Below are 14,494 nucleotides of genomic sequence, written 5' to 3' on the forward strand. Positions count from 1 at the left end.
CCTATTAAAAAACCCTGCAAGCTTTCACCTGCAGGGTTCTATACGTGCATACCGCACGCTCCACGTGCGCTAGAGGATTCGAACCCCCGACCTTTTGGTCCGTAGCCAAACGCTCTATCCAGCTGAGCTAAGCACACATCCGTTGCAAACGTCATTCTCGTTCGCAACGATTTTTATTTTACATGCTTCTCATATAAATGTCAAGTACCAAGCTTAAAAAACTTCATTTCCCGGGAATGAAGGAATTCCTGCAAATCCTTTCGCCAAATCCTCGTCCGAAGGGACATAATCCGACATTTCTCCATTATGGAATTTCTCATAAGCCACCATATCAAAATATCCGGTACCGGTAAGCCCGAATACAATGGTCTTTTCTTCACCCGTCTCCTTGCATTTCAGCGCTTCATCAATTGCAACTTTTATTGCATGAGAACTTTCCGGAGCAGGAAGGATACCTTCCACCCTTGCGAACTGTTCCGCCGCCTCGAAGACAGACGTCTGCTCTACAGCCACCGCTTCCAACAAACCGTCATGGTACAGCCTGGAAACGACAGAGCTCATTCCGTGGTAACGTAAACCTCCCGCATGATTCGGTGCGGGCATAAATCCGCTTCCCAGCGTATACATCTTCGCAAGCGGACATACCTTTCCCGTATCGCAGAAATCATATACATACTTTCCTCTCGTAAGGCTGGGGCAGGATGCCGGTTCTACCGCTATGATTCGATAATCCGCTTCACCCCTCAGCTTTTCCCCTACAAAAGGAGAAATCAATCCTCCCAAGTTGGAGCCGCCTCCCGCACATCCTATGATAATATCCGGCTTAATATCGTATTTCTTGAAGGCAGCCTTCGTCTCTTCACCGATAATCGATTGATGTAAAAGTACCTGAGACAGCACGCTTCCAAGTACATAGCGATAACCCTCCATACCGGTAGCTGCCTCTACCGCTTCGGAGATCGCGCAGCCGAGGCTTCCGCCCGTTCCGGGGAACTCCTCCAGAATCTTACGGCCCACATTCGTCGTATCGGATGGAGAAGGCGTAACCTTAGCTCCATAGGTGCGCATTACTTCACGGCGAAACGGCTTCTGTTCGTAGGAAACCTTTACCATGTATACACGGCAGTCCAAATCAAAGTACGAGCACGCCATGGAAAGGGCTGTTCCCCACTGTCCCGCTCCGGTCTCTGTAGTTACACCCTTCAAGCCTTGTTCCTTCGCATAATAAGCTTGTGCGATGGCGGAGTTTAATTTATGGCTTCCGCTTGTATTGTTTCCTTCAAATTTATAATAGATTTTCGCAGGCGTTCCCAGCTTTTTCTCCAGGCAATAAGCGCGAACAAGGGGCGCCGGGCGATACATCTTATAAAAGTTCCTGATTTCCTCAGGAATATCGATATAAGCATCGGTATCATTCAGCTCCTGCCTTACCAACTCATCGCAGAACACACCTTGGAGTTCCTCAAAGCTCATCGGCTTCAAGGTTCCCGGATTCAATAACGGTTCGGGTTTATTTTTCATATCCGCACGCACGTTATACCACTGCTTCGGCATCTCGCTTTCTTCCAGATATATTTTATACGGTATCTTCTTTTCTGACATTTTATTTCTCCTCTCGGGACTTTATTGTTTTAATGCAATACAGCGCAACTTAAATCAAGTTTATTAAAAGCAGCGGACAATGTCAACCTTTTTTGATGTTACTTTCAGGTACACATAGTAGAGCCTAACGCAAACTAATAATTCTCACATAGAAAGAGACCCGTAAAACTTACATCTTTTTGTTGGGCGGGTGTTCATAAACTGCTACTTTTGCGAAAAATCTTTATTAAAGTATTGCATAATAATAGAAATAATGATGTATAGGTTGAATATAATACAACTTTCACGGTAACAGGATACCATACAATCATGTAACCCCATGTAGCTCCATTAAATAAAAATCTTGGTAAAAAATATACGATGCTGCTTATCATAACAAAGATAATTGATATAACAGATATTTTTATAACAGCTTTTTTATTTAGTGAATAAAGCTTTTCTTTCTTTGTTGCAAACCGATAAATTGAACTCATAAGCGAGTATAAGTTTACACATATAGCAAAGAACAATATGAAAATTATCGCTATGCAAATCTGATCTATCTTTTGATTATAATCTGCAACACTTGTATAACTACTTTGACTATTAGAAAATAGCTTTATAATAGATTGCGCAATATCCATAGCGTATGTCGTATTTGTATTACATAAGATTGCCACACCTATTTTTTCATCTGGTCTAAATATTATAAAGGAAGAAAAATTAGGGTTGGAACCGCTGTGAAGAATTTCTGTCCCCGCATTATCGTATACTATCCAGCCAGCAGCATAGGCCATTCCTTCCCCAAAAGTATCCACACTCAGATTGGGATATTGTGACTGTGCAATTAATTTCGTATCCAGTAAAGATGATTTGCCTGTGTCCATCTGAATTTTCAACCATGCAGCCATATCATCGGCGCTGGAAATGATATAACCCGCCGGTTTATTCCCTTCATACCAAGGAGCATTGTAATACTGCTGCGATAAGAAGCCTAATTTATATCCGGATGCCAATTGGGTTGAATTCGCCTTGCTTTTAAACATATAGGTATTGCATAGTCCTGCGGCATCCAGCACATATTTTTGAATATAATCCTCATATTTTTTTCCTGAGGCCTCTTCAATAAGCAGTCCTAAAACATCATAGTTAATGGTTGCATATGCGTATTTAGTACCAGGCTTACTTGCTAATTCCAGGCCAACGACCGTTCTGACGGTCTTTTCAATTGCATCATCATTTTCTTCATTCAGTTCAGGAATCCTGTAAATCGTATTGGATGAGATTCCGCTTGTGTGATGCAGGAATTCTGCAATGGTCACGTCGGTCTCTTTACCGTTATAAAGGAGTTTCAGCCATGGTATGTATTTTGAAATAGGATCCTCCAGATTTATCAGGCCGTCTTTTTGTAATTGCAACACTCCGAGAGCTGTAAAAGCCTTACTGTTTGAAGCAAGTTGAAATAAAGTATCGGATGTAACTTTATCGCCAGTTTCTATATTGGCATAACCGAATCCCGCTTTATATGCCGTTTCTCCGCCTTTGACAATCGCCACTGATAATCCGGGAATCTTCCCTTGCCTCATTTTATTTATTATCAGTTTCTCAACTTCCGAAAAAAGGGTTCGCGTATCCACGTCGATTTTGGTATCAGTCTGCCTGTCATTAGGGTGAATAATCTGTTTAACATTCCGAGATATAAACATATATCCGGAAATAAAAAGCAGAATTAATGTTATACTTATGATAAATATAGCTTTTTTTGAACTTTTACTTTTCATTCCTTCCTCCTGATTCCATTTTTTCTTCCCCGCATCAGCAGGTTTTTCCGCATTCCTAGGAATTGCCCATATATGATCGAAGCAGGTGGCTGCCTGCTGTACGGACATATAATCAAGCGTTTTATAATTACTTCGTTGCACATCTATAGCTTGTAGTGTATATGCCAAATCGAATAAAATCAATAGAATAAATCTTAATATTATATGTATAAGAAAACAAGAGGTATTGTTCAGAGGGAATTACAGTCATACCCTGACCGGGCCAAGGCGCATGAGATTTTTTTGTTGCCCTGATCAAGAGCTTGAAGCACATGGATGAACTAGACAGACCGATTGTTCCGGCGCTGGTTGAACGAATTGAAATCGATGAAAGTGCCAACACGTTTTTCTACATTGCCACTTTCCCCTTCTGATTCTTTTTATATTTCTTTCTCACTGCCAAAAGTTCCGATATTTCCTGCGCAGAGGAATAGCATTTTTCCCTACTGTCCGCTATGGCCGCCGTTACCGACAATAGCGGAAAACGTTCCAGTTCCCCTTGTCTGTTCGGAGTCTCAATGTATCCGTTTCTACGGTCTTCCGGCGAATAATAGCTGTGTACCCTTTCCTCGTAATCCTTTATAATCCTCGAGCAAAGGTACTCACAGTTATGCTGCTTGAATATAGCTACGAAATCATCACCGCCGATATGCCCTACAAAATCTTCTTCAGATATATTGCTCTTTAATATCTCGGCAAATTCCTTAATTGCAAGATCGCCCTTTCCGAAGCCATAAACGTCGTTAAAGGCTTTGAAATTATCCAGGTCGAAATATACCACCGTATATTTTTCTTCACTGCGTATCGCCTTTTCGATTTCCTCTTCTATTAGGAGATTTCCCGGAAGCTCCGTTAAAGGATTTTGCAATTTTGCCGCAGTTACTGCTATTTCTATCGTCTTTTGCAGAAGGTCCTTGACCGTCACTATTCCACCGTATTCTCCTGCGTTAGTCACCACTACAAAGTCGTAAAGGCACTCGTTTTCTCTTTCCATAGCACTGTTGGCAACCGCGCTGATGGATGACATGCGGTCAACCATCAAAAACCTTTTCTCCATGATAGAGCCTATTTTTTTCCTCTGATGAAGGCTGAAACCGTATCTTCCTCCCAGGCACTGGCTAAGCTTATCCCTTGTTACGATTCCCATAGACCTATTGTTATTATCTATTACCGTCACTCCCTGAATATCGGGATTTTTATCGAACAGCACAGCGACCTCCTCCACCATCATATGAAAGGGAACCGTCTTTCCGAAGGCACTGATATTATGGATGTAATATTTCTCCACCCCCATATGGATTCCGCTGTTCTTCCTCGCATTGCATTTTCTTATGATGGAAAGCACTTGATGATCCAGTGTGTCTATTACCTCTCCGGGACGTCCAAGCAAAAAGCCTTGTCCATAATGGACTCCAACTTCTATGAGCGCATCCAGTTCTTCCTCCGCTTCGATTCCTTCTGCAATCAAAAACATTCCCAAGCTGTCGGTGAGTCCCACCAGACTCTTTATCAGGGCGCGTTTCATTCCGTCATTGTGGACATTCTGAACTAATTTCCTATCCAGCTTTATAAAATGAGGCTTTATATCACAAATCAGGTTCAGTCCGGAATAGCAGGAGCCCACGTCATCCAGCGCGATTTCATACCCCTGCTGTTTATAGTGAGCAACCGTTGCCTGAAATGCTTCGCTTTCTTTTACCGAGCAGTTTTCCGTTATCTCTATAATTACCTGCTCCGGAGAAACATGATAAGTATCCAAATGCTCCTTCGTAAATCCCTGCCGGAATTTGGCATCGTGCATTACAAGAGGATTCACATTTAAAAACAGCTTTTTTTTATAGCTTCTTGCTTCAAATAAAGTGCTTAAGGACTTTGTCCTGCATAGTTTCTCCAGCTCCCAGATTCTTTCCTGCAACACCGCCTGCTCGAATAGCATTTCTATATTTTTGATTACAGAATCGCCCAAGATACGGCTCAACGCCTCGAATCCCAGAATATCCCCGTCCCGCAGGGAGACAATTGGTTGGAATACCGACCTTATCCTCTTCTCCTCAATAATATTGTCCAATTCCAGCTTCCAATCTACCATTTTCGCTTTGCCTCTCAACAGATTTTATTACCGTTCGCATTTAATTTGAACTGCATCCCGAGGATTTCCGATGCTCGTTTGCACATCAGCATTCTTTGTAGGAATATTTCAAAATAATCCATAATAGAGCAGATTTCTTCGTCCAATTCTATGTTCAGACGAATAGCTTTTTTGTCCGCATGGATTTCCAGTTCTGAGGATATGGCTGCATAGTTTACTCTATCGTGTTTGTCAAAGGTAGAAATGTTCTGATTTCTTACCCTATTTCTCCGCACATCAGTCTTATCCGCCAATATCAACGCTGCCGACACCTCGTCCACCGCCGTTCCAGTGCTCTCGTCATGCTGCCCGATAGCGCTTACCACCACTGCTATATCTTTATAATCCATTCCCATATCGCGCAGTATCTGAAACGCCATCAGGGCGCCGCTGTGAGCGTGATCCGAACGGTTTATGCTGTTTCCTATATCGTGCATATATCCTGCTATCCTAGCCAGCTCGATAACATTCTTCCCATAACCCGATTCCCTCAGTATCTTTCCCGCCGTCTCTGCTACCTTCGCCGCGTGCCTCTCCGAATGTTCTGTATATCCCATGGTTCCGAGGGTATCATTTCCTTTCTTTATATAGGCGTTAATTTCCTCCGAATCCTTTATCATCTTATATGTGACCTGCTTCAATATTATCTTATCTCCTTTGCATTTCTTTATGAGCGTTCTTTACTCAATGAGTATATTTTACTCATTTCATCCCATAGATGTTATTATTTCCCATAGTAATATATTTATTTTTTCACAGCTATCCTTCTTATCTTAAGATTGGGTAAAATCCATGTAAAAAAAGTGTGCTTCGCGCAGCTGCGCATCCATTGTTTATGTAATAGGAGCATTTTCCTATTACATAAAAAAGAGAGCGGTAATACGCCCTCCTATTCCCCATATTCCTTCACGCAATTCCTTCCGTCCCGCTTCGCTTCATACAATGCTTCGTCCGCCTTGCAGATAAAGCCGCGCATTTCCGAATTGTCTGCACTTCCCGGAATCTCTGTGTATACTCCTATACTGACCGTAAGGAATCCCTGTGCCGTATCCTGCCTTTCAAAATGGCTCTGTTCCACCGTTTCCCGCAGGTTCTCGGCGTAAGCAAGGGCCTGTTCCTTTGTGCAGCCGAAGATGAAGATTACAAATTCCTCCCCGCCATAGCGAACAATTTTCGCCGTCTCGGCAGGAAGACACTTTTTCATGATTCTCGATATTTTTACAAGGCACTCGTCGCCTTGCTGATGTCCGTATGTATCGTTATATTGCTTGAAATAATCTATATCCAGCATCAGACAGGCTAACGGCTTTTTCTCCATCTTATCGATGCTGTCATGGAAGCGCAGATGAACGATTTCTGCCAAATAACGCCTATTGTACAATCCGGTCAAACTGTCCACGATGATTTCCCGATTCAGGCGCTCGTTGGCCATAGAAAGCTCCTTGTTCTGTTCGTCGATAGTTTTCTGATTCTTGTAGTTTCTCGCTCTATACCAATTGAAATAAACGGAGACAGCCACGGAAATGACAGCAATAAAGAAACCGTTCATCCTCTGATAAAAGATATTTTCTTCTCCGGCAGGAGCCGGAAAATAGGGAAGCCCTGCACTGAATACCACAAAGGCCGATGAAAAAGTCAGAATGCTCTGCCATGGTTCCAGCACAGCCAGCGCCGCAATCATCAAAAGTATATAGGTATATACCGTCAGACCGTCCCCCCGGAAGCGGTCGAACAAAGTGACCCCGCCGGCCCACATCACGGTAAACATCACATAGATAAATCCCAGATTTCTATATAAGATATACTGCTTGAATTTCTTCACTTCCCACAAAATATCCAGTCCTATAAAAACCACCGTCACAGCCAGCATGCCCGCATACAAAAGAAGATATCCTACTTCCGTTTCCGCGCTGAAAATTCCCTTCGCTTTCCTTGCCGATAGAAATATCAGTCCGAATTCACATACACAGATAATGAGCCGCATAATATGATACGACTGCTTCGAATAGTAAAATAATTCTTCCTCTACGTCTTTTCCATACCTTCCGCCCGGACACAAGCCTAAATACGTTAAAGCTTTTTTCATGTAACTCTCCCTGACTCTTACCGTCTTTTTACACAAAAAGACATATAAAACCAGCCCTCCGGTTTCACATGTCTTTTGTATTGCTGAAATTATATGTTTATTTTTGTACAATAAAAGTGTGTTTCACACACTCCCGCGGCCAAGGTTTGGCAGCACAACTTTTGTTCCGCGCGTAACTGCGCATCTATCTGTTATCCCAACTCTTATAATATCTCAATTACCGCCGCACCGCAAGAGGGAAGCATTAGCCTGCTGCCGCCTTCTCCTATGCCTTTTATTTCTATGCCTTCCATGTTACAAAGCAACATTTCCCCCGTTTCGTCTACAGTGAGCGCGGCTTCCGTTTTCCCAAAATTCGCCGCAACGAGGATTCGCCTGCCTTCTGCCTGTCTATAGTAAGCTAATATCATTTCCTCCGCCTCGAAGGCCGGCTGAAAATCTCCGTAGGTAAATATTTCTCTATAAGCCTCTGACTTTCTAAGAGTTATCAGTTTTTTATAATAAGAGAGCACGGAATTTACATCCTTCTCCTGCGCCTCCACATTAATTTCCTTATAGCACGGATTTACCTTAAGCCATGCAGTTCCTTCCGTAAACCCTGCGTTATCCGCCCCGCTCCACTGCATCGGGGTTCTTGCATTGTCCCTGCTGTGCCTAAAGCATGCCATAAGGGCTTCCTTATCCGACAGGCCGGCTTTCCTTGCAAGTTCATACTGATTTATGGTATCAATATCATTATATTCCTCGATACTGTCCATCATGCAATTTTTCATACCGATTTCTTGTCCCTGGTAGAGGAACGGCAGTCCCCGTAACAGAATGCTTGTAGTGGCAAGCATCTTGGTACCGTTGTCGTTTTGCGCATGCTTCGGAAGATAGGTACATGCCCCCCGGGGCTCATCGTGATTCTCTATAATATTCGCTAAAAATCCGGTATTCTTACATTCCTTTTGAGAGGTATACAGCACTTCTCTCCATTTTCTAAAGTCGAACTCCGGCGCATCGTACCAGCCGTGTTCTCCGAAAGTTACGGAAAGCGGTGAAAAGTCGAACATGGTAGAAAAATGCCCTTCTTCTCCGATGAATTCCCTAAGCTCATCCTCTTTCATATTAAATACTTCCGCCACCGTAAACGCATGGTGCTTTTCGAAGGTTTCCCTCTTCAGCTCCTGAAGAAAATCGCCTACTCCCTGCGCTTCCTCCACCATTTTCGTACATGTGACCAGGCCGTCGTCTCCGTCAGGCTCATAAGAAGGGAAGCTTAGCACCTTCTTTATATTGATGATCGCATCGATACGAAAACCTGCCAGTCCCTTATCCAGCCACCAATTGATCATCTGATACAGCTCTTTCCGTACCGTTGCGTTTTCCCAGTTCAAATCAGGCTGTTCCTTAGCGAATAAATGAAGGTAGTATAAATCCGTTCCTTCCACCTGCTGCCATACGCTGCCTCCGAAATAGGAGCGGTAATTGCTGGGCGGATTCCCATCTCTTCCCTTTTCAAAATAAAAATAATCCGCATATTCACCATAAGGATCCGCAAGTGCCTTCTGGAACCATTCATGCTTATCGGAGCAATGATTGATTACCAAATCCATAAGGATATACATGTCCCTCTTCTTCGCTTCTAAAAGGAGCTCGTCAAAGTCCTCCATCGTTCCAAATACCGGGTCAATCTTATAATAATCCGAAATATCGTAGCCCTGATCCACGAACGGAGACTGGTAAAGAGGAGAAATCCATATGATATCGATTCCCAGCTCCTTCAAATAATCCAATTTCTCAATGATACCTCTGATATCCCCGATTCCGTCACCGTCGGTATCGTTAAAGCTCTTAGGATATATCTGGTATGCTACTTTTTCATGCCACCACTGTTTTTTCATATTCATGTAAGTAACCTTGCCTTTCTGCTAGTCTGTAAGCTTAATTACATTATATGAACACATATCTTATCATTCTTTATCTATTCTGACTAATTATTACACTATTTTGACTTTTTAATCTGTACTCCGAGGGCGATAAACCTTTTTGCTCTCTAAAGCGCTTAATAAAATATCCTATATTATCATAGCCGCATTCCATGGCGATATCTATAATCTTTCGGTCTGTCTGCTGGAGATAGCGCGCCGCCTTCTCGATTCTTACCTCATTGACATACGTGGTGGGCGTCTTTCCCGTAATTTTTTTGAAATACCGGCAAAAGTACTGCTCGTTGATACCGATGAGCTGAGCCATATCCTTGCCTGTAATCCGTCTATTATAATGCTCCTGGATGAATCCAAGGACTTTTTTTACATTATTGATCTTTTCACTGTTATAATCGCCGGTATTTTCCATGTTGATAAAGCTTCCGCTCTCATAAAGATAAGCCAGCATTTCATACAAATATGCCTTAGCCTTCATGCAAGAAGCCGGATTTTCTTTTTCTGCCTCCGAAAGCACCGCTTCATAAAGCCGTTTCAGCTCTTCCCATATCGAATCATCGGCCGTAACAATTTGAGGAAACTGCATGCGTTTTTCCAAAAGAGGTGTTATAATCTGCAACTGTACGCCGTCCAATTGTTCAAAGCTGAGCATTTTCATATCGAATACCATTGCATTCTCCAGACCGCCCGGCTCTCCCTCTATGGAATGGATGTCGCCCGCGCCCACAAATAAAATGACCGGGCCTTGCAGCTTATACTTTTTCATATTGACGTTTACGCTGAATCTGCCGCTCACAAGATAAATGATTTCCGTTTCCTCATGCCAGTGAAGCTTTACCGCAAACCGCTCCTGTGCCTTCTGCCAATAATATACGGCAAGAGGAAACTTCACCGTTCCGTGCACCATGTCCTCTTTCAAACCGACCTTATTCATCATTCTTCCTCTTCCCGATTCCTATTGAATACGAAAATCGTCACGTCCTTCTTGCTTTATCCGATATAGCATTTCATCCGCTTTTTTGAACAAGTCCTGAAGCGATATTCCTTTTTTGGGCACCACGCCGCTTATACTAAGCCCGATGGGATATGCCACTCCATCGTATTGAAATTCCTTCATTCTGCGGCGAAGCTCTTCGACACGCTTTCTCAGCAGCTCATCTTCCGCTCCGGGCCCTCTGACGAACATAATGAACTCATCGCCGCCCCACCGGCTGACAATCGTATCTCCTTGAAAGATTTCCTGCATGTTGCGGCCCAGTGTACGAAGTACCTCATCTCCGTACAAATGTCCGTAAGTATCATTGATTTGCTTGAACTTATCCACATCCATGAGCAGGAAGACGTTCTGGGAATATTCCCCCAGATTTTGCAGTGCTTGTACAAGCAAGGCCTCTGCTCCCGCCCTGTTGAAAACCTTCGTCAGCTTATCGTACTGACCGATTTCCAACAATTTCTCCTGAGTCTGATGCTGCTTCTGCGCATCCACTAAAACACCCAGAAGTCTCCTTTGCATGCGGCGCGACTCCTCGCTGCCCACTACGATATATATCATACTGAACCAGTTCCAGCCCTCTCCCCGCATACCGCACTGGAATTCCGTCTGGTAGGTCTTTCCCGGTTCACTGTTCAAACAGAATTTATCGAACTCTTCCTTTGTCAAAGTAATGCGGAGTTCCCGTTTCGCCAACTTATCATGAAGGTTCTCCACTACTTCCGGTATATCTATTTCATCATGCCTGTTACCAAAAAGCACTAATCTGTCATTTAGAAAATCATATTCCATGCCCGCCTGACCGAAAGTATCCGCAAGAAGCTGATAGCTCTGCTCATGGCCATACAGTTCACTCTGCCTCTCTGCATGTGCTTTCATATATAAGAGCAAAATAAATACTGCTAAAAAGATGAGAATAAACACACCATTTAATGCAATAAAACTATTACTATACATTAGCTTTATAATCTTCGGTTCATTCAAAAGACGATCCCCGTGAAGCGTCAGACTGTTCACCACTTCTGCATCGGATATACTCCCCCTCAGCTTTTCCAGAATCCCCTGCAGTACACCCTCCGATTCTCCGGTCAAAAATCCTATCGTCACATAAGCCTGTGGGATATTCTTTATCACTATTGTCTGAGCTATTGCATAGCGAGTCAGTGATTCCGCCGTATAGAAATCGCTTATGATAAAATCCGTCTGCTTTTTCTCTACCGATTTCAGGCAGTCCTCAAGCGTTGGAAATTCCATCCGCTCAATCTTCCCGTATTTATCAAAATTTATGTAATCCACGCCCGCCGGTACAGCCGCTTTCAAACTCCGATCTTCAAATAGTACTGCGCCTGTCCCTGTAATCATCTGTAAGGGCGCAGTTATATAGGGGACGAAACCCTTCTGAGCATCTTCTTGAAGGCCTTCCTTCTCCATAAATGCGGCGATATCGGCCTGACCGTCCTTCAGCAGTTCAAGAGCCCTCTCATAATCTTCCGCTTCCACATATTGTATGGTTATTCCATTTTCTTTCTGCAAGGTTTCCAACATATCCAAGGCAAAGCCTGAATAGGTATCCCCGCTGCTTTTGTACATGTAAGGACGCCATCCGTCAATTACTGCGACTCTGAGAACTTCCTTTTCCTCCAGATACTCTTTCTCTTCCCGGGTCAAATCCATCGTGCTGCTTTCTGCTGCCAGCGCCGGAATGGAAGTTATCATATTTAATATCATGCTGACACAGAATACAAGAAGGCATCCTTTCCTTTTCCGTTTCATAAGCTCCCTACTTTCCTACCAACCAAGTTTGCTTACTCCCCACGTAAGTTCAAATATATCATATTGGTTTCGCGTATTCAATATTATTGATAAAATAATTAGAAATCGGGCAGAATATTTTTCGACATTCTCCCCGATTTTATACTAATAAATGACATTTTTATACTATTAACTGTTTTTTATTGATAAAATAATCTCGCGATAGCAGAATCCTTATCCAGAATAATTGTCTTATTCTCACCCTGTAAGGAGTTCTTAAGCGCATCCAGGCTTCTGATATACGTATAAAAATCTGCCTTGCTCTCATCGTTATAAGCCTCCGCAAGCTTTTTCATATATTCCGATTCGCCCGAGGCTTCCAAAACAGCCGCCTGCATCTTGGCCTCTGCCAGCATGACCGATACATTTTTATCCGTCTGGTTCATAATCTTCTGTGCTTCCGATTTGCCCTCCGCCGTATAAGAAGCCGCTATATTATTACGCTCCGAGACCATTCTTTCATATACCGCTTCCTTATTATCATCAGGCAGATCCAACAGCTTGATTTCCGTCTTGACGATTTCAATGCCATACTCTCCGATTGCCGCATTGGCGTTCTGGGTAATCATCTCTGTCAGCTTCGTTCCTCTGGCCATAATGATTTCATCCTGCGTCATAGAGCTTATGACATTCTTAGTGGCATTATAAGCTGCCACACTGCTTCTGTCCTCTGCGCTTCCGATGGAGTAATTCAGCGTCTGTGCAAATTTAACCGGATCTGTAATGCGCCATAATATATAATCGTCAGCAATCATCGATTTCTTATCGCTCGTAATGACATCTGACTGATTGATATCATAAAGCCGCAGCTCTTTAGGAATCTTCCTTACCGTCTGAATAAACGGAACCTTGAAACTGGCTCCCGCCTCAGATACTATATATTGAATCTTTCCAAACTGAGTCACTGCCGCGTATTCGTTCTCCGCAACGGTAAAAATCGAATTGCCGGATATGAACAATGCTGCCAGAACTACAATAACCGCTATAATTTTCGTTTTTTTCATCTATTTTCCCTCTTTTTATCCATACTCGTCTCTCTACTGTTCCTTACTTTCGTCGCTTTTTTCAAGAAGTGCGTTTCCCTCCGTATCGGTTCCTGCACTTTGAGCAGCGGAAGACTTGCTGCTTTCCGTACCTGCAAAAGGCTCCAAGGGCAGAATGTTCTGGGTATTCCCATCATCGATAATAACCTTTGCGTCAGGAAGCACATCCTCCATCGTCTCGTAGAAGATACGCTGCTTCGTTATGAGAGGATTCTTGATGTATTCCGCATACATCTCATTAAATCTCGCCACTTGCCCCTCTGCCTCACTAATTCTCGCCGCCTTGGCAGCTTCCGCCTGCTGAACGATCTTATCTGCATCCGCTTCCGCCTGCGGTACCTTCTCATTCTGATATTTCTTGGCGTTATTGATAGCGGTCTCTTTTCCCTGCTTTGCAGTCTCTACAGACTTAAACGCCTGCATGATAATGTCTGTAGGCGGTTCGGCATCCTGAATGGTCAGATTTACAATCTGGAGTCCGATGTCGTTCTTTTGCAGCTCCTCACCAAGTAAAACCCGGATGTCCGCCTGAATCTGGCTCTTTCCCGTGGTAATAACGTCATCGACCTTATAGTTGCTTATAATCGTTCGAATACATGCCTGCGCGGTGTTGCGAAGAATCTCTTCGGGAGAACCCGAGGCATACAAATAAGTTTGAGGGTTGCTTACTCTATATTCCAAATAAAAATCCACGTTGACAAAATTGAAGTCGGAAGTAATCATCATCGCCTCTTCAGGCACACTATAATTCTCCGATTCCTCGCTGGATGTACGGTAGCCTATCTGCAAACCATGTGTGGTAGTATCTACCTTAATCGCATGCTGAATAAAAGGGATTTTGGCATATAATCCGGCTCCCTTAACATCTACCACCTTACCGAACATAGTAATAACAGCCTGCTGCTGTTCCCCTACTTTATAGAAGCTGCTCAGAAGACAGACTGCTGCGATAAGAACCAAAAGGGTTATCTTGATTCCCCTCACCACTTTCTTAAAGTTGGAGGAACCCTTGCCTACTTCTCCTCCGCTGAATCTTTCGAATCCAGCCCCATTTTCATCTCTCGTTACTTTCATTTTCTCTCCTCTTTTTAAAATCCCATTAGGT

11 protein-coding genes and 1 tRNA gene are annotated in these 14,494 nt (G+C 43.4%); 1 reads left to right on the forward strand and 11 read right to left on the reverse strand.

What is annotated here, in order from left to right:
• Positions 1-63: 63 nt before the first annotated feature.
• From CC90_RS0121640 to CC90_RS0121650, 3 genes are all read right to left on the reverse strand, one after another.
• Positions 64-137 (reverse strand) — tRNA-Arg (locus tag CC90_RS0121640).
• Positions 138-213: 76 nt separating this feature from the next.
• The gene (locus CC90_RS0121645; protein WP_031392785.1) at positions 214-1,602 is read right to left on the reverse strand and encodes a TrpB-like pyridoxal phosphate-dependent enzyme; all 1,389 of its coding nucleotides are present in this window, start codon (positions 1,600-1,602) and stop codon (positions 214-216) included.
• A 194-nt stretch (positions 1,603-1,796) separates the two neighbouring features.
• Positions 1,797-3,362, reverse strand: a complete 1,566-nt coding sequence (locus CC90_RS0121650; RefSeq protein WP_035316047.1) for a serine hydrolase domain-containing protein — start codon at positions 3,360-3,362, stop codon at positions 1,797-1,799.
• A 293-nt stretch (positions 3,363-3,655) separates the two neighbouring features.
• On the opposite strand from CC90_RS0121650, the gene CC90_RS25350 reads away from it, so the two are divergent.
• A complete protein-coding gene (locus CC90_RS25350) occupies positions 3,656-3,775 on the forward strand; it encodes a hypothetical protein (RefSeq protein WP_408606126.1) in 120 nt (39 codons plus the stop codon).
• On the opposite strand, the gene CC90_RS0121655 is transcribed toward CC90_RS25350, so the two are convergent.
• The 8 genes from CC90_RS0121655 to hflK all read right to left on the reverse strand — a co-directional run bounded on the left by CC90_RS0121655 (position 3,751) and on the right by hflK (position 14,463).
• Positions 3,751-5,490, reverse strand: a complete 1,740-nt coding sequence (locus CC90_RS0121655) for a GGDEF domain-containing protein (protein WP_031392787.1) — start codon at positions 5,488-5,490, stop codon at positions 3,751-3,753. The two genes, CC90_RS25350 and CC90_RS0121655, sit on opposite strands and share 25 nt — an antisense overlap.
• A gap of 14 nt (positions 5,491-5,504) precedes the next feature.
• The gene (locus tag CC90_RS0121660; RefSeq protein ID WP_051869980.1) at positions 5,505-6,149 is read right to left on the reverse strand and encodes an HD domain-containing protein; all 645 of its coding nucleotides are present in this window, start codon (positions 6,147-6,149) and stop codon (positions 5,505-5,507) included.
• A gap of 269 nt (positions 6,150-6,418) precedes the next feature.
• On the reverse strand, positions 6,419-7,615 hold the full coding sequence (locus CC90_RS0121665; RefSeq protein WP_031392789.1) for a GGDEF domain-containing protein: 1,197 nt from the start codon (positions 7,613-7,615) through the stop codon (positions 6,419-6,421).
• A gap of 203 nt (positions 7,616-7,818) precedes the next feature.
• Positions 7,819-9,501, reverse strand: a complete 1,683-nt coding sequence (locus CC90_RS0121670; RefSeq protein WP_031392790.1) for an alpha-glucosidase — start codon at positions 9,499-9,501, stop codon at positions 7,819-7,821.
• Between the two features lie 76 nt (positions 9,502-9,577).
• Entirely contained in the window at positions 9,578-10,480 is a 903-nt protein-coding gene (locus CC90_RS0121675; protein ID WP_051869958.1) for an AraC family transcriptional regulator, read from the reverse strand.
• Between the two features lie 18 nt (positions 10,481-10,498).
• Positions 10,499-12,307, reverse strand: a complete 1,809-nt coding sequence (locus CC90_RS0121680; RefSeq protein WP_031392792.1) for a transporter substrate-binding domain-containing diguanylate cyclase — start codon at positions 12,305-12,307, stop codon at positions 10,499-10,501.
• 179 nt (positions 12,308-12,486) lie between these two features.
• Complete coding sequence (gene hflC, locus CC90_RS0121685; RefSeq protein ID WP_031392793.1) at positions 12,487-13,350, reverse strand: protease modulator HflC; 864 nt, start codon at positions 13,348-13,350, stop codon at positions 12,487-12,489.
• A 33-nt stretch (positions 13,351-13,383) separates the two neighbouring features.
• Positions 13,384-14,463 carry an FtsH protease activity modulator HflK gene (gene hflK / locus CC90_RS0121690; RefSeq protein WP_051869960.1) on the reverse strand — a complete coding sequence of 360 codons (1,080 nt, stop codon included), beginning with the start codon at positions 14,461-14,463 and terminating at the stop codon, positions 13,384-13,386.
• Between the last annotated feature and the right edge of the window lie 31 nt (positions 14,464-14,494).

Source organism: Kineothrix alysoides, assembly GCF_000732725.1.
Classification (GTDB): Bacteria; Bacillota; Clostridia; order Lachnospirales; family Lachnospiraceae; genus Kineothrix; species Kineothrix alysoides.